This window comes from Formivibrio sp. oc-25 (genome assembly GCF_055810895.1).
This window is the reverse complement of the sequence record NZ_JBVVOL010000008.1, coordinates 119,673-143,926: the sequence shown is the minus strand read 5'-3', so window position 1 is coordinate 143,926 and position 24,254 is coordinate 119,673. Positions and strand designations below refer to the sequence as shown.

Genomic DNA, 24,254 nt, shown 5'->3' with positions numbered 1-24,254 from the left:
CTGGAAGTGCCGCTCTTGAAATATCGATTTACGGTGACCAGGCCTGAATGCAGACAGACAAGGAACCCGGACATGTGTTCTTCACTAACACGCCGCACACGCGTGGTCATCCTCGGTGCCGGCGGGCGCGACTTCCATAACTTCAACCTCGTCTACCGGGATGATCCGGCCATCGAAGTGATCGCGTTTACCGCCACCCAGATCCCCGGCATTGCCGGCCGGTGCTATCCGGCAGAGCTCGCCGGTGCGCTTTATCCGCAAGGCATTCCGATCATTGACGAGAACGAACTTGATGCGCTGTGCCGGCAACAGGCGATCGAGCTGGTTGTGTTTGCCTACAGCGATGTCACGCACAGCCATGTCATGCATCTGGCTTCACGTGCACTGGCTGCAGGCGCCGATTTTCTATTGCTGGGGCCGCAGCACACCCAGTTGAATGCGCGTGTGCCGGTCATTGCCGTTTCGGCGGTGCGCACCGGCTGCGGCAAATCGCAGACTACACGCTATCTGTCGCGCCTCTTGCGCGAACAGGGCCGAAAGGTCGCGGTGATCCGCCATCCGATGCCCTATGGCGATCTGGCGCGCCAGGCCGTGCAGCGCTTTGCCACGCCCGCAGATCTCGCTCAAGCCGACTGCACCATCGAGGAACGCGAGGAATACGAGCCACACCTGGCAGCCGGCAACATCGTTTTTGCCGGGGTGGATTACGCCCGCATCGTCGCCATGGCCGAGCACGAGGCCGACATCATTCTCTGGGATGGCGGCAACAACGATTTTCCCTTCGTGCGCCCCGACCTGCATATCGTGCTGGTCGATCCGCTGCGCTTGGGCAACGAAACCAGCCACCATCCGGGCGAAGCGGTACTGCGCATGGCCGACTGCGTGATCATTGCCAAGTGCGATAGCGCACCGGCCGACCCTATCCGCCAGATGCAGCAATCGCTCGCGCAACTGCATCCGACCATTCCCATTCTGTGTGCGGCCTCGCCGGTGATGCTGGACGATGCCGCCCGCGTACGCGGACAGCGGGTACTGGTGATCGAGGATGGCCCGACCATCACGCATGGCGGCATGCCCTGGGGCGCCGGCCATGTGGCGGCCATCGCGGCTGGCGCCATACCGGTCGATCCGCGCCCGTACGCTGCGCCACTGCTACAGGCGACGTATGCGCAGTATCCGCATATCGGCGCTGTACTGCCGGCGCTCGGTTATTCGCACGAGCAACTGCAGGCGTTGCGCGCCACCATCGAAGCCACGCCGGCCGAAGCCATCATCTCGGCAACACCGATCGACCTGGCCGCCTTGCTCGCGCTGAGCAAACCGGTGCTCCGCGCGCGCTACGAGTTTGCCGAAACCGAACAACCTGGCCTGGCCGGGCTGATCACGGATTTCTTGCAACGACACCCCGCAGGTGGAGATCGAGTGCATGGCAAACAAACAGATCGATGAACTGCTGGAACGCATCCAGGCACTGCAGGAACAGCTCGAGGACGAATACCGCCAGTCGCGCGAAACCCTGCAGGACAAGCAGCGCCAGCTGGCCGAAGAAGTCCAGCGCCAGCAGCGCCGCTACAAGATCGGCCTGTTCCGCTTCCTGCTCAGAAGCCGCCTGCAGGTCATGCTGAGCGCGCCAGTGATCTATCTCGGCTGGATTCCCTTCCTGCTGATGGATCTGTTTGTCACTGTCTACCAGATCATCTGCTTTCCGATTTACCGCATTCCCAAGGTCAGGCGCTCCGACTACCTGATCTTTGACCGCGAAGACCTGCCCTACCTGAACCTGATCGAAAAATTCAACTGTTTCTATTGCTCCTATGGCAATGGCGTGGCGGCCTACACGCGTGGAGTGGCCGCGCGCACCGAACAATACTGGTGCCCGATCAAGCACGCACGCCGCATCAAGGGCGCGCATGGGCGCTACCCGCAATTTTTCGATCATGGCGATGGCGAAGCCTTGCGCCAGGGGCTGACACGGCTGCGCAAGCAATATCAGGATGATGAACAGGCATAGCCATGGTTCTCGCCACGTTCCGTTTCCATGAAGAATTGAATGATTTTCTGCCCAAGGCGCGACGCAATCTTGCCTTCAGCGTGCCGTGTGCCCGGGCGGCCACCACCAAGCACATGATCGAAGCCTTGGGCATACCGCATACCGAGGTCGGGCGCATCTGCGTCAATACCGAGGATTCGGGTTTCGACCGCTTGTTGCAGGATGGTGATGCTGTCGAAATTTATCCCAAGCGCGCAAAACCCGACATCCCAGCCACCACAGAGGCTCCCGCCGCACCGCGCTTTATTGCCGATGCCCATCTGGGTGGCCTGGCCCGTCTGCTGCGCATGGCGGGCTTTGATACGCTGTATCGCAATGATTACGGGGATCGGGAACTGGCTGCATTGTCGGTGCGCGAGTACCGCATCCTGCTCACGCGCGATCGTGAACTGCTCAAGCAACGCACAATCACGCATGGCTGCTTTGTTCACGCGCAGCAACCCGCACAACAGTGGCGGGAAATCGTCTGCCGGCTGGCGCTGCAATCCTGCATGCAACCGTTCACCCTTTGCCTGGAGTGCAACCAGCCGCTACGCACGGTCGACAAGCAGCGCGTGCTTGATCACCTGCCGCCATCCGTACGCGTGAAGCAGACGCACTTCACCAGATGTGATCAATGCGGACGCATCTACTGGCCCGGCAGCCACTGGCAACGCATGCAGCGCATGCTGCAGGACGAACTGATCCTGCCGTCCGCCCATCCTGCGCATGCCGACAGGCCTAATCAGAACGTATAATTCCATGCCTCTGGTCAATGCCGGTATCAACAAGGAGCCCGGCGAGAGTTTTCTCGCCCATAGCCTTATGCCACGCAGCCCTTCCTGCCTTATGCGCCTTGCCCGTCTGCTTGTGCTTGGCATGCTTGTCTTGCTGTTGCCCGCACTTACCCAGGCCGATCACGGCAAGCAGGTCATCGTCGGCGCCTATAACAACGAACCGAAGATTCTGATCAATCAGGAAGGGCAACCGAGCGGCATCTTGGGCGATCTGCTGCAAGCCATCGCGCGCGAGGAAGGCTGGACCTTGCGCACCATGCAGTGCGAATGGCAGGCCTGCCTGGATGCCCTGCGCGAGGGCAAGATCGACCTGCTGCCCGATACGGCCTACTCGGAAGAGCGCGCACGCCAATTCGATTTTCACCAGCAACCCGCCCTGCATAGCTGGTCCAGAATTTATCGTCGTGACGGCATCCAGCTCGAATCTATCCTGGACCTGCACGGCAAACGCATCGCGGTGGTGGCCGGCTCGATCCAGCAAACCTATCTGGCAGAACTGTTGCCGGGATTTGGCATTCAGGCTGAACTGCTACCGGTCAAAACCATCCAGGAGGCATTCAGCTCGGTTGCAAACAAAACCGCCGATGTCATGGTTGCCAGCCGCTTCACGGGCGATGTGCAGGCGCCACGCTACCAGTTGCTGGAAACATCCATCGTCTTTCTGCCCAGCAAACTCTTCTATGCCAGCCGCAAGGGGCACAACGCGGACCTGCTCGCAGCCATCGATCGCCATCTGGCGCAATGGCAGTCACAACAGGGATCCCTCTATTACAAAACGCTTGAACGCTGGATGGATGCACCACACCAAGCTGATTTGCCGGCCGCGGTGTGGTGGGGGCTGGCCGTTCTGAGCGGCATGCTGCTGCTGACGCTCGCCGGTGTTTCGCTCCTGCGCCGGCAGGTGGCGGAAAAAACCCGGCAATTGCGCGATAGCGAAACCAGGCTGAATACGATTCTGGACAGCGTGGAAGCCTATATTTTCATCAAGGACCGCGATTACCGTTATCAGTATGTCAATCGCAAGGTTTGCGAATTGTTCAACCGCAGCGGGGCTGACGTGATCGGCCACGAGGACCATGAGTTCTTCGATGCCACTACCTCGGCCAGTCTGCGCCAGATCGATCAGCGCGTGCTGGAGCAGGGTGAGCGCATCGAAGTCGAGGAAATAAACTGCGATCTGGCCAGCGGCGAGACACGTGCCTATCTTTCGATCAAGCTGCCGCTGCGCCGGCCCGATGGCGAGATCTATGCGCTGTGCGGCGTTTCCACCGACATCACTCGCCAGAAAAAAACCGAGCGAGAAATTCACCAGCTGGCGTTCTACGACCCGCTGACGCAACTTCCCAACCGCAGGCTGCTGCAGGATCACCTGCAACATGCGCTCGCCGCCTATGCCCGCCATCCGCAAGATGGCGCCCTCTTGTTTATCGACCTCGACAACTTCAAGGATCTGAACGATACCCTGGGCCACGATACCGGGGATGCATTACTGGTGCAGGTGGCCAAGCGGCTAAATGCCTGCACGCGGGAAGAAGATACCGTGGCGCGGCTGGGCGGCGATGAATTCGTGGTCATGCTGCAGGATTTGAGCGCGCTGCAGAGCGAGGCACTGCGCCAGACCGAGCAAGCCGCCAAGAAAATCAGCGCGGTCCTCGGTCAACCCTACGAACTTACCGGGCAATTTCATCAATGCTCGGTCAGCATCGGCATTGCCATGTTTTCCGATTCATTCAACAGCAAGGAAATCCTGCTCAAGCGTGCCGATATGGCGATGTACCAGGCCAAGGCCGATGGCCGCAATACCGTACGCTTTTTCAACCCGGCCATGCAGGCCAAGGTCAGCGAACGCGCCAGTGTGGAAGCTGATCTGCGTGAAGCGCTGGCGCATGGGCAATTCGTGCTGCACTACCAGCCGCAAGTCGATGCCAGCGGCCACATTGTCGCTGCGGAAGCGCTGGTACGCTGGCAACATCCCCAGCATGGCCTGCTGCCGCCCGGCCGCTTTATTCCGGTGGCAGAAAGCAGTGGCCTGATCCTGCCATTGGGCGACTGGATTCTGCAGGCGGCCTGTCAACAGCTAGTTGCCTGGGCAAGCACCCCCGCAACGGCCGCGCGTTGTATCGCGGTGAATGTCAGCGCGTACCAGTTCCGCCAGCCAGATTTCGCCGACAAGGTACTGCGGGTGCTGCAGCAAACCGGCGCCCGTGCCGATCACCTGAAACTGGAACTGACCGAAAGCCAGCTGATCGATGATGTCGACAGCGTCATCGCCAAAATGACGCGGCTGCGAGCCGCCGGCGTATGGTTTTCGCTCGATGATTTCGGTACTGGCTACTCGTCGCTGAGTTTCCTGAAGCGCCTGCCGCTGGATCAGCTCAAGATCGACCGCTCCTTCATCCGCGATCTGCTCACCGACCCCGACGATGCGGCCATCATCAAGGCAATTCTCACGCTGGGTGAAAGTCTTGAACTGAACGTAATTGCGGAAGGCGTGGAGACGGTCGCGCAACAACAGGCACTTCAAGCCATCGGCTGTCGCCATTTCCAGGGCTATTTGTTCGGCCGGCCGGTGCCGGCAGCGCTACTGGCCTAGGCTCTGTTGGCATTTGATTGTTTTTTACGCAATTCCGCCAGCTTGCCGGGGTGCCGTAGGTCGGGTTTTAACCCGACACAATGATCAGTGCTGTCGGGTTAAAACCCGACCTACGGCGCAAGCAAAGCGCATTGGCGACAAAGCATCCGGCAAAATTGGCGGGCTTGTCCTGGAGCAAAATACCCTTCCGCGTAAAAATTAATCAAATGCCAACAGAACCTAGCGTTGTACCCCAGCCTGGTTGGGGAAATGGTAGTTCAAGAAGAATTTTTTGATCGTGCCATCTTTTTCCATGGATTCGATGGCACGGTCAAATTCAACGGCCACATCGGGATGGACTCGGGCACGGGAAAACGCCAGATAACTGACTGCGGATTCCGTGGGTGGACCACTGATGCGGGTCTTGTCGGCCGCGCCCATATTTTTCAGGATGGCCAGACCCACCAGCCGGCTGCAGATCACCGCATCCACGCGCTTGCCGAGCAGCTTCCGGAAAGTCAGCTCGTAATCGCTGGCCGAATCCAGATGCTTGAACTCGCCTGACTTGACCGCATCGCCAAAGCGATCGCCGTAATGGGTGGCATTGACCACGCCGATGCGCATATCGGCAATCGTGGAGAAGTGGCCGTCGAAGTGGAAACCCGAATCCTTCAGGGTAAAGAACACATAATCCTGACTGAACAGCGGCCTTTGCGGGAAAAGCATCGAAGCGGTTCTTTCCGGTGTTTTCTTGATCGTGAAAAGTCCATCGGCCACGCCTTCGCTGATCATCCTTACCCCACGCGCAAACGGGTAGAACTCGATCAGAACAGGCCGTTGCATGCGCGCAAAGGCCTCTTTGACAATGTCCACGCTCAAGCCTTGTGCGCCGTTCTGGGTTTGTTCAACGTAGGGAGGATAGGCGTAGCTGACGAGCCTTAGCGGTTCAGCTGCGAAGGCACAAGACCACAACAACGATAGCCATGTTGCTGCGAGGAACATTTTGCGAGACATGATTATCTGCTTGAGCAAGATTGATCGACATGATGCTGACAGGTTTATTCACCCGCAGCTTTCGTATACCGCTCCATTTCAATTTATAGCTTGTCATCGCCAGGCAGGCCGGATATTCAGCCAGAAATCCATTCGCCAGAAGCCTTGATGGGCTAGGGCTTAGCAGGATCGGTCAGCCACAGCTGGCGTACAGCACCACGATGAGCTCCCCCGCTGAGTTCAGCCTGGCTCATGTCACTGCAAGTGGTTGGTGCCATATTCGGCCGTTTTCTCGCCTTCGACGATCGCCAGATCATCCGGATCGGTAAGCATGTCGCGCACGAAGCTCTGGTCGATCTTGAGTACATCAGCCGGCAGGCACTTGCGGTAGGTCAGCAACAAGTAACCAGTACCGTGCTTACGCAATTTCAGGAATCATTCATAAATAAATACCATAAAGATCCTTACCTATATGCCACGTAGCACTTTTCTTACAAAACATTTATATGACTATGTTTTATATGTGGTTTTCTGCCAAAGCATGGTTTTTTTGCGGTAAGCGGATGCTGGAAACGTTTAACCCGGATTGCCCATTACCAACCATGCAAACTCACCCGGCTGCTGGTCGCTGGCAATTACACACCTGTGGCAAGAAGGAATCGCCGAAAGGCTGAAGAGAAGATCCGGACATGTTGCCCGGAATCAGGAATGTACTGCCAGGCTGACCTGAAAACCATGAATTCATGGCCAGACCTGGCATGGAAGAAAGCAAGAGATCAGTTGAACAGGCGTGTGCCGATCCAGAAAAAGGCACAGGCCAACAGCATGGATGAAGGCATGGTCAACAACCACGCGAGCAGGATGTTCTTGACCGTACCGCCCTGCAGGCCGCTTCTGTTGGCGATCATCGTGCCGGCAACCCCCGATGAGAGCACATGCGTCGTCGAAACCGGCAGGCCGAAAACATTGGCCAAGCCAATCGCACAACTTGCCGTAATCTGCGCACATGCACCCTGGGCATAGGTCATGCCTTTTTGTCCGATCTTTTCCCCGACAGTCAGCACAACGCGACGCCAGCCGATCATAGTGCCAATGCCCAGCGCCAAAGCTACCGCAAAGATTACCCAAGTCGGCGAGTATTCAGTGGTTGCGGTCAGATCCTTGCGCAGGCTATCGAGGTCTGCACGTTCACTGGACGAGATTCCTGGCAGTTTACCGACTTTCTTGGCAGTATCATCCAAGCACAGCAGCAGGCGACGCACCTTGCGGCGGGTTTCCACGTCCAGCACATCGTAGCTCTTGACGGTCTGCGGATTCAGCGTCGTGACCAGTTCGTTGATAGCAGGAATGGTCAGCTTGGCATCACACTTGAACAACGGAGGCAGCGTCTGGGTCGATGCCTTGCCGATCGCCAGATGTTCGGCAAGCTTGTCATTATGTCGCTCGTAGAATTGTTGCATGTGTACTGCAGCATCGTGGGTTCGCAGGATCTCATAGGCGCTGCTATCCATATTCAGCACGAATTTGCCCGGCACGATGCCGATCAGCACCAGCATGATCAGACCCACGCCTTTCTGCCCGTCGTTGGAGCCATGGGCAAAGCTCACGCCCATGGCCGAAGCGATGAGTACCACGCGTGTCCAGAAAGGCGGGTGTTTTTTGCCATCAATGGTCTGACGTTCTTCCGGCGTCTTATGCATGCGGGATGTCGGCTTGAGGTACTTCAGCAGCAACAGGAGTATGGCGGCGATCAGAAAACCAACTGTCGGGGAAACCACCAGCGACAGCATCACATCGATGGCTTTTTTCCAGTTGATACCTTGTGCAAGGGGCAAGCCACTGATCCAGGCATTAGCCAGTCCTACGCCCAGAATGGAACCGATCAGCGTATGCGAACTGGAAGCCGGCAAGCCCAGATACCAGGTACCGAAGTTCCAGATAATGGCGGCGGCAAGCAGCGAAAACACCATGACCATGCCCTGCGTCGAGGCGACGTTGAGCAACATATCCACCGGTAACAGATGGACAATCGCATATGCCACACTCAGGCCACCAAGCAGAACGCCAAAGAAGTTGAATATACCGGAAGCGGTGACCGCCAGATGGGCAGGCATGGCCTTGGTATAAATCACCGTGGCAACCGCATTGGCCGTATCGTGAAAGCCGTTGATGAATTCAAACGCCAGCACGAAAGCGAGGGCGAACAGCAAGCTGAGACCGACGCTGAAATCAAGACCGGAAAAAAGACTTAACATGAATTTTTGGGGACAGTAAAAAACAGGGCGGATTATCGATCAATCCGCCTGATTCAGGTTGCACTATCGCAAACAAACATCGGCTTATCGACAAGATTGTCATTTGTTCCATATCGAAAAGCCTATGTCCAGACAAACCATCAGAATTCCGTCATGCCGAAGAAAGGCTGTGCGGACACAGCATGCATGCAAGCCACCCGCTTATTCGTCGTCAGGAGGAATATGTAACAGCAGGATGGGTATCCGGGTGTGATGGATAACCTCTTCGGCCACACTGCCCATCAGCAAATGCTGCAACCCGCTGCGGCCATGGGTACCCATGACAATCAACTGTGCGCCCCACTCTTCTGCAGCCTGTACGATCGCCTTGGAAACTTTTCCGCCATATTTTTCCAGCAACCTTGTCTCAGTTTCGATTCCCGCTTGTTGCAGCGACTGTGCATTCGCTGCCAGGTAACGGCGAAATTCTTCCCTATTTTCGTCAAGCTGCCGCTGCGGCTCTGCCAGATGCAATTGATGAACAAGCTCGATCGGGTCTTCGGCAAATTGCGAGGTGTCGATAATCTCGGCAAGGCAAACTTTGGCGTGCAGCGCACAAGCCAAGCGCCGGGTTTCTTCAAGTATGACAGCGCAGGTTTCGCTGCCATTGACGGGCACAAAAATTCGCTGGTACATGATTTTCTCCTGTGCGGAAGGATAGGCATAGAGGGAAAACATCATCCCAAGCATTCAATTCAATCATAGAGAACACTTTGGGAATTTGCGTTGCACGCCTGTCTCCGGCATGGACTGCGATGCAGTAACACGGATGTTTCCGGGCAGTTACAGCTATCCAATGTGCGGGATTGTCGTTTTGATAATGCAGAAAGATGGAATGGTTAGGGCAGTATGTTCTGTCCAAAATTTGTCCCACTTTATTTGAAAACTTAGCCTCTGAAACGGGAAATACGACAAGACATACCGGCAGGATCACGCCTCGATTCGAGGGCTGTATGGTTAGACACGAATGCGCCAAGCCATTGAAAACAAAAGGCCCCGACAGAGTCGAGGCCTTGAATTCGGTGGTGGCTATGAGTGGACTTGAACCACTGACCCCAGCATTATGAGTGCTGTGCTCTAACCAACTGAGCTACATAGCCATCGAATAGAGGCGCGATTCTGCCAGCGGGGCGTACCTGCTGTCAATAGCCCTCCATGCAAAATGCGCCACTTCGAATAATCGTTACCAAGCAGCAATTTCGACGCAGATCGGGTCTTGCCCTGTCGGATAGCGATGCTGCGGATTCAGCCGGCCCGAACCAGCATCAATGGCATACACCGTAAGCTGGCCCGACAACTGGCCGGCAGCGATCAGCCAGCGACCGGAAGCATCAATGCCCATGCCGCGTGGCTGCGTTTCAGTCGGGAAGTGGTCAATCAGCGTCATCTTTCCGTTGTCAGGGTCAAGGACAAATGCGGTGATGATGCTCAGCGTACGATCGGTGGCATACAGGAATCGGCCATCCGGCGTGGCACGCAACTCTGCAGCCCATGGCTTTGCCGTGCTGCCTGCTGGCAACATGCTTTCCGATTGGCTCAACGACAATTTTCCCGAATTCACATCGAATTCGAACCGATCGATACTGCCATCAAGTTCGTTCAGGCAATACACACACCGATTGTCATTGGAAAAAACCAGATGGCGCGGACCACTGCCCGGGCGGCATTGAACCAACGGTGGATCATTCGGCACGATGCGGCCATCTGTCAGCAACGCATAGACACGAATTGCATCGCCACCGAGCGTGGGCACCAGCAGCCAGCGGTTGCTCGCATCTGTAAGTGCAGCATGCGCGCGCGGCAGATCGTGTTCGGTCTGGCTCACCGGTTGCGGTACGCCTTGGGCGTCGAGCGGGCAGCAACTCAGGTTGTTGCCGCCCCAGGAGGCACAAAACAGCATGTGCTGGTTCTGATCACTGGCAACAAACGTGGCCGGGCCAGCCACCTGCTGCTGACCGAGCAAGGTCAATTTGCCAGTTTGGGCATCCACCGCCAGAGAAGCCACCGCGTGCGGATCGCGCATGCCGGCAAACAGGATTTTTTTATCCGGGCTGATACGCAGCGGCTGTACCGATGCCGGCATCGGGCAAGACTGTTCCAACGCCAGTTCGCCCGTTGCTACATCAAGGGAAAAAACCTGGATTTCCCGACTCTGGGAACAGGATACGTAGACGAAGGTCTGCAACACACTGCACTCCTCGTAGAAATTGGATGCGAAGCTGGCCGGTAAGCCGGGTTCTGTTCGCCGGTTGCCCGGCGTGACAGTCATTCCTCTAGGCCCAGCGTTGCCACTGGGCTCAAGCAACACACCCGCAGGCTCAGCGGACCGCCTCACTGCCTGCTGCTTGGTCTTGCTCCGGATGGGGTTTACCCTGCCGTCCGTGTTACCACGTCCGCGGTGAGCTCTTACCTCGCCTTTTCACCCTTACCTGATCCCACTACCGAAGTAATGGGCCATCGGCGGTTCAGCTCTCTGTTGCACTTTCCGTCGCCTCACGGCGCCCGGCTGTTAGCCGGCATCCTGTCCTGTGGAGCCCGGACTTTCCTCCCCCCGTTTGCACGGGCAGCGACTGTCTGGCCTGCTTCGCGATGGGGATTATCCTGCCCAAGCACCATCCGCGCAAAGAAAATCAGCGACTTGCCATGAGTATCCCTACTCATTTTTTCAAGAATGCGCGAATACACATTTTTTTCGTTGCCATGGGCACTTACCAGACGTTATGGTGGTCTTGTTAAATATCCATATCCTTGACCTGTTCCACGGTTCGCCATGACGTTGACCAACACCCTGATCCTGCTCGGCGGTTTGCTGCTGTTTTTGAGCGTGCTGGCCACCACGCTTTCCACCCGGCTTGGCTTGCCCTTGCTGCTGGTGTTTCTTGGCGTGGGCATGCTGGCGGGCGAAGACGGGCCGGGCGGCATTCCATTCGACAATTTCCAGCTGGCCTTTCTGGTCGGTAACCTGTCGCTGGCGATCATCCTGCTCGATGGCGGGCTGCGTACCAAGATCAGTACCTTCCGTGTCGCCCTCAAGCCCGCTGCGGTGCTCGCCACCGCCGGTGTGGCGCTGACTGCCGGACTGATGGGCTTGTTTGCCACCTGGATCTTTGGACTGGACTGGCGCTATGGCCTGTTGCTCGGCGCTATCGTCGGTTCGACCGATTCCGCAGCCGTATTCAGCCTGCTGCGTTTCAGCGGTGTACGTCTCAATGAACGTGTTGGCGCGACGCTGGAAATTGAATCCGGCGCCAATGATCCGATGGCGATCTTCCTGGTGGTATTGCTGCTTGATCTGATTACCAAACCCGAGACCGCAACCTTGTCCGGCGGCCTGCTGTATCTGGTACAGCAATTTGGCTTGGGCACGCTGGCTGGTCTGGCCGGTGGCTATGCCCTGGCCTGGGTGCTGGATCGGGTTCGTTTGGCGGAAGGACTGTATGCGCTGTTGATCGCCTCGGGCGGTCTGTTCGTGTTTGCCGTAACCAACCAGCTGGGCGGCAGTGGTTTTCTGGCGATATATCTGGCCGGCTTGTTGATCGGCAACAGCCGCAGCCGCGCGACCGAACTGGTTTTGCGCGTAATGGACGGGCTGGCCTGGCTGGCGCAGGCCGGCATGTTCCTGATTCTGGGCCTGCTGGTCACTCCATCCAATTTGCTCGATTACGGTTTCAAGGCTCTGGCGGTGGCCATCTTCCTGATCGTGATCGCCCGCCCGGTCGGTGTGCTGCTATGTCTGGCACCGTTCCGATTTCCACGCCGGGAAATCAGTTACATTGCCTGGGTTGGCCTGCGCGGCGCAGTGCCGGTTGTACTGGCGGTATTTCCGGTGATGGCCGATATCGCCCATGCCCGTCTGTTGTTCGATGCAACCTTTGCGGTGGTGCTGGTGTCGCTGATCGTTCAAGGCAGTACGGTTCCCTTGATGGCGCGCTGGCTGAAAGTCGTGGTGCCACCCCGCCCCGCCCCGTTGCAAAACAAAACCCTGTGGCTGGATCGCAACCATTCGGTCGAGTTGTATTCTTTCCGCCTGACGGCCGCTGCACTGGCCTGTGGCCAGTATGCCGATCGCCTGCGCGACGAGCATGACAAGCCGGTGCCTTGCCTGTTCTGGGTGCGCAACGGCCAGCGTTTCGAAAGCAATAGTAATTGGCCCCTGCAAGCTGATGACGAAGTTTGGCTGCTGGCCAGCGAGGAAGAGGCTGAACACCATGCCGAATTTTTTTCCCGTTTCGATGGCGGCGGCCAACTGGCTCCGCAAAAATTCTTCGGGGAATTCGTGCTCGATGCCAACTCGGCGGCCTGCGATCTGGCCGATGCCTATGGGCTGGCGCTGGCCGCCGATGAGGCCTCGGGCACAGTCGCCGACTTGCTTCAGTACCGCCTGGGTCGACCGGCGGTGGAGGGAGATCGGGTGATCGTCGACCGGATCGAATTGACCGTTCGCGCCATGGCGGGCAGCAAGATCACGCAGGTTGGCCTGAAACTGCAACCGGGACAGGATTGAGGCAGGTTCCCTCTCTCCCTAAACGGGCGAGAGGGGCAAAACCAATCGCCGACGGACTGTAGTGCGTCCTACGGGGTTTCGGTTGGCAGGCCGGTTTGTTCTGAAAGCTGTTTTGTCAGCGCCATGGCGGCATCCACTCCACGCTGGCTGGCACGAAAACGTGCGAAAACCAGCCGGCTATCTCCGGCGCCGGCAAACATCACCCATACACTGTCGCGGCCAAACATATTGGGTTCCTGCTCCAGCAACACGGCGCGGAAATCGCTGACCAGATAACGGTGTTGCCACAGGGTTACCACGCCCAGCAGGCAGTAGCGCCGTTCAATATGCTGCGCGGTGGCGCGCTGCTCGGCCGGCACTGCCCAAAAGCCCGCTCCTAATATCAGCATCGAATACCAGAACAAGCCAAAGAAGTTGTTCTGCAACTCGCTCGATTCGATCAGCGGCAATCCCCACCAGGCTGCCAGCGCCAACCCGACACCGAACAGCCACCAGGCCGGGTGGCTGACGGTGCGATGAACGATCATGCCAGACGCCATGCGATGGTCTCACCCGCACGCAACGGCACCACCGGATATTCGCCAGCCGGGTATTCTGCCGGCACGCTCCAGCTTTCCTTCACCAGCGTCACCGTACCGCGATTGACCGGCAGACCATAGAAAGCCGGGCCGTTCAGGCTGGCAAAGGCTTCGAACTTGTCGAGCGCACCGGCAGCATCGAACACCTCGGCATACAAGGGCAGCGCGGCATGGGCGGTATACATGCCGGCGCAACCACAGGAAGTTTCCTTGGTGTGCTTGGCATGCGGCGCGCTGTCGGTGCCGAGGAAGAATTTGCTGCTGCCGCTGGTCACCGCTTCGACCAGCTTCTGCCGGTGAGTTTCACGCTTGAGTACCGGCAGGCAGTAGAGATGCGGGCGGATGCCACCAACCAGCATGGCGTTGCGGTTCATCAACAGATGGTGCGCCGTCACGGTGGCGGCGACATTGGCTGGCGCACCGAGTACGAATTCGGCTGCCTGCGCGGTGGTGATGTGCTCCATCACCACCTTCAATTGCGGCAGACGCGCCACCAAGGGCTGCAGGATGGTATCGATGAAAACGGCTTCGCGATCGAACACGTCCACTGTCGGATCGGTCACCTCGCCATGCACCAAGAGCGGCAAACCCACCTCCGCCATTTTCTCCAGCGTGGGCATCACCTTGTCGAAACTGGTCACGCCGCTGTCGGAATTGGTGGTGGCGCCAGCCGGATAGAGCTTCACTGCGTTGACAAACCCGCTGGCCCTGGCCAGCTCGATCTCGGCGGGCGGGGTGTTGTCGGTCAGGTACAAGGTCATCAGTGGCTGGAAATCACTGCCGGCCGGCAGGGCTGCCAGAATGCGCTGGCGATACGCCGCAGCCAGTTCAACCGTGGTCACAGGCGGCTTGAGGTTGGGCATCACGATCGCACGGGCAAATTCACGCGCGCTGTGTGCCACCACGGCCGCCATCATGGCGCCATCGCGCAGGTGCAGATGCCAGTCGTCGGGCCGGGTTATCGTAATGGTTTGCGTCATGTCAGCGTTTCCTGATCAAAAAAAGGAATTTGTCGGCATCCTGCCAGCACTCGATCATTTCATTGCCGGTCTGTTTGCAGAATGCCGTGAAATCAGTCGGGGTCGCCGGATCGGTGCAGGTCACATGCAGCACCTCGCCGCTGGTCAAGGGTGCCAGTGCTTTCTTGGTGCGCAGGATCGGCAACGGGCAATTCAGCCCGGAAAGATCAATCGACAGGTTGGGAGTAGGGCGCTCGGCCATGCCGGATCTCCTCGAAAACTTGCAAAAACCGCATTGTACCGTGCGTTGCAGACTTGCTTGCTGCCATCTGGCCTGTGTATGCGCCGGATTTTTGTTATGGTGAATTATTGCTCTCGGCGTGGTTCATGCATTCGCCATTCTGCCCATCAGCAAGGGTCGGGTTCGTAGTTAAACAGGAGAAAACGATGCAGAAAATTCGAGTCTGGGATCCGCTGGTGCGCATCCTTCATTGGGTGCTGGTGATATGTGTGTTCAGCAATCTTTTTTTCAACGAAAGCGGCCATCCGGTTCACCGGGCAATGGGCATGCTGGCTTCTGCCTGCGTGCTGGTACGCATTGTCTGGGGCTTTGTCGGAACCAGCCATGCACGGTTTTCGGATTGGTTTCCGTGGCCTTCGCGCCTGTTTCCCTATATCAAGGCACTCTTGCAGAACCGGCCACCTCGCTTCATCGGCCATAACCCGCTGGGTGCCGTCATGATGCTGCTGCTGCTGACCTTGGTATTGGGGCTGGGTATTTCCGGCTTTCTGATGACCACCGATGCGTTTTACGAAGATGAAACATTGCTCGGCATTCATCAAACCCTGGCACGTATCATGATTGCTGCCATCGTATTGCATGTGATCGGCGCCCTGGTCGAAAGCTGGCGCCACCGTGAAAACCTGATCGCCAGCATGATTCACGGCAACAAACCGCGCGACCCGGATAACACTGCCGACGGGAAATAGCACCATGCACACAGCGCATGCCGAACACGCGGGGCACGACGAACATGGCCATCATCATGCCGATGAGTTCGATTCTGCCCACCACCACCATCATCATGGTGCGCCACGCAGCCAGCGCCGGCTGATGCTGGCCCTGCTGATCACCGGTGGCTTCGGCTTGATCGAGCTGGCAGGGGGGTTGTGGTCCGGTTCGCTGGCGCTGATCTCGGATGCCGGCCACATGTTCACCGATGCCGGCGCCCTGTTGCTGGCACTGGTGGCCAACCTGATCGGCCAGCGGCCCGCCAACTATGACAAATCCTATGGCTATGCCCGCGCCGAAACCATTGGTGCCTTGCTCAACAGCGTGGCCATGCTCGGGCTGGTGCTGTGGATTTTTATCGAGGCGGTGCAGCGTCTGCTGAACCCCAATCCGATCAATGGCCTGGGCGTGATGGTGATCGCACTGGTCGGCTTGCTGGTCAATATCGTTTCGGCCTGGCAGCTTGGACATGATCACGACAACCTGAACAGCCGCGCCGCCTTTATCCATGTACTGGGCGATCTGCTCGGCTCGGTGGCCGCGATCATGGCTGGCAGCGTCATCTATTTCACCGGCTGGACACCGATCGACCCGATCCTCTCCGTATTTGTCTGCTTGTTGATCCTGCGTTCGACCTGGTCCGTACTGTCTCAATCAGTAAATATCCTGATGGACAGCGTGCCGGAACACCTCGACCTGCACGAAATCGGCCATGCGCTGGCCAGTGAAGCCGGGGTTATCGAAGTCTATGACCTGCATATCTGGCGCATTGGCGGCAAACGCACGGCACTATCCGCCCATCTGGTCATCCGTGATCATCAGCATTGGCCGGTATTGCTGGCGCGGATCAACCATGTGCTGAAAAGCCGCTATGGCATTGACCATGCCACCTTGCAACCGATCTGGTTCAGCCAGGTATCCGGCCGCATCATCCCGATCAAGCCGCTGCATCACTAAATCCATGGCTGTAGGGTCTCGGGTTAAAACCCGACCTACGGCTTCTTTCCTCCCGCAAGCGGACGAGAGCTTCCTGTTTCCTTGAGCCAATGCCTTCAACTTGCTACGATGCTCCGCTTGAAAGGAGCTTTGCCCATGCTGCCACGCCGTTTGTTGTGCCTCTCCCTCTTGCTTGCTTCCAGTCTTGTCCTTGCCGAAAAACCCGAAGAAAGTGATATCAAGCGCTGGATGAGTACCGATGCCGAAAAAATGCCGCCACCGGTTGAAGAATCGTTCGACATGCCGGATCTGGCCAGCCTGAAGGAATGGCGCATTTACGATGCTGGCAAGCAGATGGGTACCAATCGTATCGAAATCGCCGTGGATTCAATCTCGATTGGCAAGGAAGACCGCATCATGCGCTATGCCATCGCCGTTGTTGCGAAAACCGGCTTGCGCAATGTGTTCTTTGAAGGGCTGGATTGTTTCTCGTCGCGTTACCGCAACTATGCTTGGGGCAATCCGGATCTTACCTGGCGCAAGACCGATACCGTGATCTGGCGCATACCGCATGACAGCGTACGCAACACCTGGCAGTTTGCGATGATCGATGATTTCTGCGGCGATGCCGGGCCTTATAGCCTGAAAACCATCGTGAATTCACTGAAAGACGGCAAACTCCCCCCGCGAGAACGCGCCGAGAACCAAAAGTAAGTGGCATAAAAAAACCGGTCTGCCTCGACCGGTTTTTTTATTTCTACGCAACGTAATCAGTTCAGCAACGCGCCACGCAGCATGTAATAAATCATCGCCGCCATCACTGCTGACGCCGGCACCGTGATCACCCAGGCCGCCGCAATACGCAACATCTGTGAACGTTTTACCAGTTCCTTGCGATAAGCCTTGCGCAGACCCTTGCGTTCCATTTTGGAGAGCAATTCCGGATCCATGCTTTCCTTGGCCTTGATCTTCAACTCGCGCAGCATCACATCCTTTTCCTTGATGGATGCCTTTTCAAAGCGACCGATGAAATCATTGAGCGCTACCTGGTCAGAATCAGCGTGGTGCGCGCGGATTTCTGCAATCATGGCGGCATAGCGGCTCTTCAAATATTCACGCAGGAAGCCAACACCGAATACGCCGCCCACCGCGATATGGGTGGAACTCACCGGCAAGCCCAGCTGACTGGCCAGAATCACGGTAAGCGTTGCCGACATGGCAATGCAATATGCACGCATCTGATCCAGTTCCGTGATTTCCGAACCCACGGTACGGATCACCTTCGGGCCAAACATGGCAAGACCAATGACCAGACCGGCAGCACCCAGCATCATGACCCAGAACGGAATTGAAGCCGAGCTATGGATTTCGCCAGTACTGGAAACGGTATCTACGATCGCCGCAAGCGGGCCGACTGCATTGGCCACATCATTGGAGCCATGAGCAAAGCTCAGCAAGGCTGCGGCAAAGATCAGCGGCAAGGTAAAGAACTGGTTGACATCATGCTTGCTGTTGCCCAATTCCTGTGCGCGCTGGTTAATGCGTGGCTTCACCACATAATAAACCGCGCCAGCCAATATCAGCCCATACAGTGAAGCGGCGCCGAAACTGATTTTCCAGACCTGGTTCAGGCCCTTGAGCAGGATATAAACCGAGAATACCCACACCATGACGGCAACCAGAACCGGCACCATGCGCGAAGCTGCTGCCGACATATCCTGCTGATAAGTAATGCTGCGCTTGATCAGGTAGAGGAATGCCGCAGCGATCAAGCCACCCAGCACCGGCGAAATCACCCAGCTCGCCGCAATCGTGCCCACCTTGGCCCAGTTGGCAATGTCATAGCCACTGGCTGCCACACCTGCCCCCAGTACCGCACCAACAATCGAATGGGTAGTGGAAACAGGAGCACCGACTGCCGTGGCAACATTCAACCAGAGTGCTGCCGCAAGCAATGCCGCCATCATCAACCATACAAAGGTATTCGAATCCGGGATCATCGCCGGATTGATAATACCGCTGCGAATCGTACCCACCACCTCGCCACCGGCGATCAATGCTCCGGCCGCTTCAAAAATCGCCGCCAAAATAAGCGCACCGGTAAGCGTAATCGCTTTTGAACCCACGGCAGGACCAACATTGTTGGCCACATCATTCGCCCCGATATTCATCGCCATGTAGGCGCCGATCATGGCGGAAACCACCAACATCGGCCCACCCTGCTCGAAGCCGATGGTGTAATACATTGCTCCCAGAATGAATAGCAAGCAGATGCCATAGCGCATCAGGTCCAGTTTCAACTGGCTTCCAGTAACCGTTTGAGAATTACCTTTTTTGTCCACTTTTAGCATCCCGGATGGAAAAACAGGATTGTTTCAGATTTATGTCGTTCATGTTGCTACTTTATGCACACTCGGTATTGTCTGGACAATACTTGCACTACATTGGTGCATAACAACGGCATTTAATAGGCTCGGTTTAATATACATACCTATGAGAAAAACCAGGCGAATGGGCATAATCTGGCCATACGCTTTTACTCCTTATCGAGTTCAGGAACCCAACATGACCCGTAACGAACAACTATTCCAACGCGCGCAACGTCACATCCCGGGAGGCGTGAACTCGCCTGTCCGTGCATTTGGTTCAGTTGGCGGCACACCGCGTTTTTTTGTCAAAGGAGAAGGCGCCTTCGTCTGGGATGCCGATGGCAAGCGCTACATCGATTATGTCGGCTCCTGGGGGCCATTGATCCTGGGCCATGCCCACCCGGCCGTGATCGAAGCGGTGGAACGCACTGCCCGCAATGGCCTGAGCTTTGGAGCCCCAACTGAAGCTGAAATCGATCTGGCTGATCTGATCTGCGAACTGCTGCCATCCATCGAACAGGTGCGGCTGGTTTCCAGCGGCACCGAAGCCACCATGAGCGCCATCCGCCTGGCGCGCGGCTTTACCGGCCGCAACAAACTGGTGAAATTTGAAGGTTGCTACCACGGTCATGCCGACAGCCTGCTGGTAAAAGCCGGCTCCGGCCTGCTGACCTTCGGCAACCCATCTTCGGCCGGGGTGACTGAAGCAGTCGCCAACGATACCATCGTACTGCCATATAACGATGTTGCCGCACTGGAAACCCTGTTTGCCGCACAAGGCGGCGAAATCGCCGCCATCATCGTCGAGCCCATCGCCGGCAACATGAATCTGGTGCAAGCCAGCCCCGCCTTTATCCGGGCCATGCGCCAACTCACCCAACAGCATGGCGCACTCTTGATCTACGACGAAGTGATGACCGGTTTCCGCGTAGGGCTGCAATGCGCTCAAGGCCTGCACGGCATCACCCCTGATCTGACTTGCCTCGGTAAAGTCATCGGCGGCGGCATGCCGCTGGCCGCCTTCGGTGGCCGCGCCGACATCATGGCCAAAATGGCACCACTCGGCCCGGTCTACCAGGCCGGCACCCTATCGGGCAACCCGGTTGCCGTGGCAGCAGGGTTGGCTACGCTAAACGAAATCAGAAAACCCGTATTTTTTGATGAACTCAGCAGCAAGACCCGCATGCTGACAGATGGATTCAATGCCATTGGCAAGGAATTGGGTATTGCCTTCTGTGCGCAAAGCGTGGGCGGTATGTTCGGCGTGTATTTTTCAGAAAACATTCCACAGAGCTATCAGGATGTGATGCAGAGCGACCGGGACCGATTCAATGCTTTCTTCCACGCGATGCTGGAAGCAGGCGTTTATCTGGCACCGTCAGCGTTTGAGGCAGGGTTTGTGTCAAATGCACACTCAAATAATGAAATTAAGTCTACCCTAGCATCTTCAAAAAATTTACTAATTAGTCAGGTCTGAACAATTCACTTTTCAAGCTGCCAAGCCGGTTTTATCCGGCATGGCGGTTTGCATTCCAGCCAATGCAAACGACTACATACTTTTGAAGCTTCCGCTATAACAGGGTGGTGAAAAAGTCCGAGACACCCCATAGAAAATCGAAAATGTGCGGAGTCCCGGGGCGAAAAAGGATAAACCAGGCTCAAAATAGGCCGTTTTTGCCCATTTTTTGAGCAATTGTCGGTGGCTTTTCGAGTTTTATCCCGCTCGAAAACGTTTTTCACCACCCTGTTAAGATATTTATACATACATCACAAACCAGCCATACCCTTAATCCAAGAAATGAATACAATTTCTATCGACATAAAAATTAATCAATATTTGAACCCCAGTATTTTCGTTTTACCTTCGGGCTTACTTTTGGTTTAGCATCCTTGACATCACCAATACCCTTGGATCCAGCCCCGATAATGACTGTTTCCTTCTTGGAAGATCCATCAGGCAAAGTAATTACTACTGTGGCCAAAACTGGCGAAGGTGGAATACCACCACCTGCCATTTCAACAAACGCATCTCCGCCACAGTTGTTCGAAGAATTGACGGCCCCTGATCCATTAAACAAATTCAGCGTATAACTTCTTGCCACACCCAAAGGTTTGGCGCACATGTTACCAGTCGTAGTGCTAGAACCTGCTTGAGAGGTACTAAATGTCACCGTACCAAGATGAATCAGTGCAGAAGTCACAGTCTGTTCACCTCTATAGGCATAGTCATACCACCATCCGCGTTTGGTAGTTCCTGGTACAATTTTTTCAGTCGTACAGCTAGCAGCACTGGAGCTGGAACTAGCTGAGGCTTGATTCATATAGGTCGTGCTATCCAAACTATAAGCAGCTATATCCTGAGATGGCTGATCCATGAGCATATAGAAACGATCTTGTACATCACTTGCATACGGATAATTGTTCATCAGCGGCCTTTCTCGATTACCTGATCCAAGAGCCAAGTAAATTGCGGAACCAACATTAAATACATCCGGTCCATACAGGAATTTACGATTTGCTCCTGTGGTATAGGCAATTTTCTTTATTGTCCAATCAGCACTGGCGCGGGCGGCATGGGTACTCGGATTAACAAAGTCGATCCGATAAACATTGCCTCGTGTATCAGCAACATAAGCAAAATCTACACGCCCATCACTGTCCACATCCGCGAGAGCGACATCAGAAGGAACGGCGCCTTCCGTCTGGAAGGTAGCCAGTAAGGTTCCATACTGAGCATCCAATACATAAACTGCACGGCCCTTTTCAGCGCTGGTGCAAGTAGTTGTAGCGGAATCACTATCCTCACAGCTGTCATAGCCACCGCCAATGATCAATACTGGCTTGTTGCCACTCTCGTAGCCTTTCACCAATCCCAAGGCAGGCACAGACCATGTTTGCCCGATACCGGTGAATCCGGTATCGCATGTAGTGTCGTCCGAAGATCCACAACCTTTTTTCCACATAAATTGTGGTGATGTTGGATCAGTTACATTCAACGCATACAACATTCTTCCACCACGGCGCATGGTTGGATAAATCCAAGCTTTGGTAATTGAACCGGATGAATTGTAGTAGGTCAGCGACGCGGTTGATCCATCAAAAAAATAGTCTTTAGGTGTATTGCTACTAGCAACATCCGTTGTTTGATTTGGATATTTAATACTTGGTGAATTATCCTTTATGCGAGCTAATTTTCCATAATGTTCTTTAGCAACAAAAGACCAGCGTTCTACCCCTGTCTGCGCATTAACTGCATGGTACATGCCATCATTACTTCCGTAAAAAACGGTGACCCCCGTACTACCGCCATAGTTGATTGGCAATGGCTTGGAATGAACAACATCCCCATGAATCGTAATGCGTGCCTCAGAATCCGTTATCTTATTCCCATCGGCATTATCAATATCTTGGCCTCTTATATAATTCACTAAAGAATCACTTAGACTAGAATTAGTAGAATTGAATGTAACAAGGCCTGTAGAATCTACTTGAGTAAAGATGCTGCGATGAACTAGACCATCTGTGGCAGTATTACCTTTACGTAAAATTTCAGAAACGCCACCCTTTTCCACAAATGGACCATCTGGACTGTCAGAATAGGGATAAGTCGCCGAACTGCATTCACTTCTTGGATCTGGTGATACAGCTCTGTTTTGCCAATAGTTGTTCAATACTGAGCCGGAATTATCAGTAAATCCTGTACCAGTCGTCCAATAACTGATAGCACAATCATTGATAAATCCTGTTTGACCATTGGCTGCAGCATTCTTGTTTTTATCAACTAGGGCCAGATATCCATCACTATAACCAATTTCATAGCGTTTCAAATTACCAAACCAACGAGGGCGAGCCTGTGGATCTGGCCTGAACATAGGGACATAAACCTGGTTTTCGTTTTGACTACGGTTAGTCGCCGTTACTGGAAGTGCGGCAGAAGCAAAGGATGAATTGACGGAAAGAATTTCAGAAATTATTTCCTGTAACGCTACTGTAATGGCTTGTTTATTCTTGGCTGCAAAGTAACGACCACCGCCAACTTTTGCAGCACTCATCATCAAGCTGGTATGTTCAGCATTTTGTTGCTTATTGAATACATCTATTGTATAGGTTACAGCTTTTACACGTATTGCATTGTCTCCAGTTCCATAAGGAACACCATACAAATACAAAAATTTTGCCCAATCATCGAAATTCCAACTTGTGCCAACTGTGTTGTTATATGTATTTGTCTCACTTACTGTAAAAACACTATTATTACCAAATATTTTAAATAAACGTTGATTATTATTACAACTATTACTAGTCAATTCTGTACATGTACATGATCCATAAATAGTACAATCTACAGATTCACTCGATATAACATTAGAACAACTCTCATTTTTTGAATAACAAGAGGTTGTCGTTTTTAAAAGTGTAGATTCAGTAGTCGTAGTAGTCGTAAAAATAGGAAGGGGAATAGGTAAACCAGTGCTATCACCTGCCAACTTATCCTTTGTACCGCCAGCCGCTGCAATTAGATTAGCAAGAACCGTTGAATTATTACTACTATCCGTAGCCGGTCCACTACTATTTGGATTAGTAATGTATATAATATAAGTATTATTACAAATACTTTCATCCGTCAGAGGAGATTTAAACCTTGTAGGTAACACTTGATACCCAGCACCATCAGCAAGCGAGATGGGAGTCCCCCCGCCACTATTGTATACATTATTACCAGCTAAATAGTTATAAACATCATATACCAGATTACCATATTCAGTATTTGAATTTCTCTTTTCAATTGTAGAGTTAATTCCAGCATAAATGGTATCTAACTTACCATTAAATGCTGAAGTATTAGTACTCCCATCCCACGATTTAATTGCATGTCTTACATAACCACCATTGTCATTTGCATTGCCATCTGAAACAAACTCCATCAAACCAATATTTATTTTACCAGCGCTATAAGCACTCAGCGCCTGTTTGATTGCCATCACTTCAGACTGGCCTTGCTGCTCTCCACCAGGCCACTGCTGACTTTGCCTTGCCCAGTTCGAAGTGTTATCCAATACAATCAATATATTTGGTGCAGTGCTTGATGACGTATTCCCGACAAATAGATCAATATCTTCCGCCAGTGTTTGGCCATTGGCAACAATCAAGGTAGATATAAAAAACAGTATTTTACTAAAATTAAATAATTTCATGATTTAATCCTTGGAA

At 54.6% G+C, this 24,254-nt stretch carries 19 protein-coding genes, 1 tRNA gene and 1 other RNA gene; 9 read left to right on the top strand and 12 right to left on the bottom strand.

Translation table 11 applies throughout. From position 1 onward, the window contains the following. Positions 1 to 72: 72 nt before the first annotated feature. Genes AC0KVQ_RS07610 through AC0KVQ_RS07595 form a run of 4 tightly spaced genes read left to right on the top strand, consistent with a single transcriptional unit; the run spans position 73 to position 5,419 of the window. The gene (locus AC0KVQ_RS07610; RefSeq protein ID WP_473420543.1) at positions 73 to 1,449 is read left to right on the top strand and encodes a cyclic 2,3-diphosphoglycerate synthase; all 1,377 of its coding nucleotides are present in this window, start codon (positions 73 to 75) and stop codon (positions 1,447 to 1,449) included. After that, positions 1,427 to 2,011, top strand: a complete 585-nt coding sequence (locus AC0KVQ_RS07605) for a hypothetical protein (RefSeq protein ID WP_473420542.1) — start codon at positions 1,427 to 1,429, stop codon at positions 2,009 to 2,011. Before AC0KVQ_RS07610 ends, AC0KVQ_RS07605 begins: the two co-directional genes overlap by 23 nt. A 2-nt stretch (positions 2,012 to 2,013) precedes the next feature. Further along, entirely contained in the window at positions 2,014 to 2,787 is a 774-nt protein-coding gene (locus AC0KVQ_RS07600; protein ID WP_473420541.1) for a Mut7-C RNAse domain-containing protein, read from the top strand. 4 nt (positions 2,788 to 2,791) lie between these two features. Beyond that, positions 2,792 to 5,419: an EAL domain-containing protein gene (locus AC0KVQ_RS07595; RefSeq protein WP_473420539.1), complete on the top strand. Its 2,628-nt coding sequence runs from the start codon at positions 2,792 to 2,794 to the stop codon at positions 5,417 to 5,419. Positions 5,420 to 5,638: 219 nt separating this feature from the next. Here AC0KVQ_RS07595 and AC0KVQ_RS07590 read toward each other — a convergent pair whose 3' ends face one another. The 7 genes from AC0KVQ_RS07590 to rnpB form a co-directional block, all read right to left on the bottom strand. Next, positions 5,639 to 6,412, bottom strand: coding sequence for a substrate-binding periplasmic protein (locus AC0KVQ_RS07590; protein ID WP_473420538.1), 774 nt, complete (start codon positions 6,410 to 6,412; stop codon positions 5,639 to 5,641). A gap of 234 nt (positions 6,413 to 6,646) precedes the next feature. Continuing rightward, positions 6,647 to 6,817 (bottom strand): hypothetical protein, encoded by a 171-nt coding sequence (locus AC0KVQ_RS07585; RefSeq protein ID WP_473420537.1) that lies wholly within the window; start codon positions 6,815 to 6,817, stop codon positions 6,647 to 6,649. A gap of 350 nt (positions 6,818 to 7,167) precedes the next feature. Next, positions 7,168 to 8,646, bottom strand: coding sequence for an inorganic phosphate transporter (locus AC0KVQ_RS07580; RefSeq protein ID WP_473420536.1), 1,479 nt, complete (start codon positions 8,644 to 8,646; stop codon positions 7,168 to 7,170). Between the two features lie 201 nt (positions 8,647 to 8,847). Next, positions 8,848 to 9,321 carry a universal stress protein gene (locus tag AC0KVQ_RS07575; RefSeq protein WP_473420535.1) on the bottom strand — a complete coding sequence of 158 codons (474 nt, stop codon included), beginning with the start codon at positions 9,319 to 9,321 and terminating at the stop codon, positions 8,848 to 8,850. 387 nt (positions 9,322 to 9,708) lie between these two features. Then, positions 9,709 to 9,785 (bottom strand) — tRNA-Met (locus tag AC0KVQ_RS07570). Positions 9,786 to 9,868: 83 nt separating this feature from the next. Next, positions 9,869 to 10,873: a lactonase family protein gene (locus AC0KVQ_RS07565; RefSeq protein ID WP_473420534.1), complete on the bottom strand. Its 1,005-nt coding sequence runs from the start codon at positions 10,871 to 10,873 to the stop codon at positions 9,869 to 9,871. Positions 10,874 to 10,896: 23 nt separating this feature from the next. After that, positions 10,897 to 11,271: RNase P RNA component class A (gene rnpB / locus AC0KVQ_RS07560), an RNA gene on the bottom strand. A 184-nt stretch (positions 11,272 to 11,455) separates the two neighbouring features. On the opposite strand from rnpB, the gene AC0KVQ_RS07555 reads away from it, so the two are divergent. Then, on the top strand, positions 11,456 to 13,189 hold the full coding sequence (locus tag AC0KVQ_RS07555; protein ID WP_473420533.1) for a potassium/proton antiporter: 1,734 nt from the start codon (positions 11,456 to 11,458) through the stop codon (positions 13,187 to 13,189). Between the two features lie 68 nt (positions 13,190 to 13,257). Here the strand turns inward: AC0KVQ_RS07555 and AC0KVQ_RS07550 are convergent, their stop codons facing one another. Genes AC0KVQ_RS07550 through AC0KVQ_RS07540 form a run of 3 tightly spaced genes read right to left on the bottom strand, consistent with a single transcriptional unit; the run spans position 13,258 to position 14,988 of the window. Further along, positions 13,258 to 13,716 carry a hypothetical protein gene (locus AC0KVQ_RS07550; protein ID WP_473420532.1) on the bottom strand — a complete coding sequence of 153 codons (459 nt, stop codon included), beginning with the start codon at positions 13,714 to 13,716 and terminating at the stop codon, positions 13,258 to 13,260. Continuing rightward, entirely contained in the window at positions 13,713 to 14,747 is a 1,035-nt protein-coding gene (pyrC, locus tag AC0KVQ_RS07545; protein WP_473420531.1) for a dihydroorotase, read from the bottom strand. The genes AC0KVQ_RS07550 and pyrC overlap by 4 nt, the downstream gene beginning before the upstream one ends. A gap of 1 nt (position 14,748) precedes the next feature. After that, a complete protein-coding gene (locus tag AC0KVQ_RS07540) occupies positions 14,749 to 14,988 on the bottom strand; it encodes a sulfurtransferase TusA family protein (protein ID WP_473420530.1) in 240 nt (79 codons plus the stop codon). 185 nt (positions 14,989 to 15,173) lie between these two features. On the opposite strand from AC0KVQ_RS07540, the gene AC0KVQ_RS07535 reads away from it, so the two are divergent. From AC0KVQ_RS07535 to AC0KVQ_RS07525, 3 genes are all read left to right on the top strand, one after another. Then, on the top strand, positions 15,174 to 15,716 hold the full coding sequence (locus AC0KVQ_RS07535) for a cytochrome b/b6 domain-containing protein (protein WP_473420529.1): 543 nt from the start codon (positions 15,174 to 15,176) through the stop codon (positions 15,714 to 15,716). A 4-nt stretch (positions 15,717 to 15,720) separates the two neighbouring features. Next, positions 15,721 to 16,695 carry a cation diffusion facilitator family transporter gene (locus tag AC0KVQ_RS07530; protein WP_473420528.1) on the top strand — a complete coding sequence of 325 codons (975 nt, stop codon included), beginning with the start codon at positions 15,721 to 15,723 and terminating at the stop codon, positions 16,693 to 16,695. 135 nt (positions 16,696 to 16,830) lie between these two features. Beyond that, complete coding sequence (locus tag AC0KVQ_RS07525) at positions 16,831 to 17,388, top strand: CNP1-like family protein (protein ID WP_473420527.1); 558 nt, start codon at positions 16,831 to 16,833, stop codon at positions 17,386 to 17,388. Positions 17,389 to 17,444: 56 nt separating this feature from the next. Here AC0KVQ_RS07525 and AC0KVQ_RS07520 read toward each other — a convergent pair whose 3' ends face one another. Next, positions 17,445 to 18,974, bottom strand: coding sequence for an inorganic phosphate transporter (locus tag AC0KVQ_RS07520; protein ID WP_473420526.1), 1,530 nt, complete (start codon positions 18,972 to 18,974; stop codon positions 17,445 to 17,447). 265 nt (positions 18,975 to 19,239) lie between these two features. On the opposite strand from AC0KVQ_RS07520, the gene hemL reads away from it, so the two are divergent. Further along, positions 19,240 to 20,520 (top strand): glutamate-1-semialdehyde 2,1-aminomutase, encoded by a 1,281-nt coding sequence (gene hemL, locus AC0KVQ_RS07515; RefSeq protein WP_473420525.1) that lies wholly within the window; start codon positions 19,240 to 19,242, stop codon positions 20,518 to 20,520. A gap of 349 nt (positions 20,521 to 20,869) precedes the next feature. On the opposite strand, the gene AC0KVQ_RS07510 is transcribed toward hemL, so the two are convergent. Beyond that, the gene (locus AC0KVQ_RS07510) at positions 20,870 to 24,238 is read right to left on the bottom strand and encodes a pilus assembly protein (protein WP_473420524.1); all 3,369 of its coding nucleotides are present in this window, start codon (positions 24,236 to 24,238) and stop codon (positions 20,870 to 20,872) included. Positions 24,239 to 24,254 lie beyond the last annotated feature (16 nt).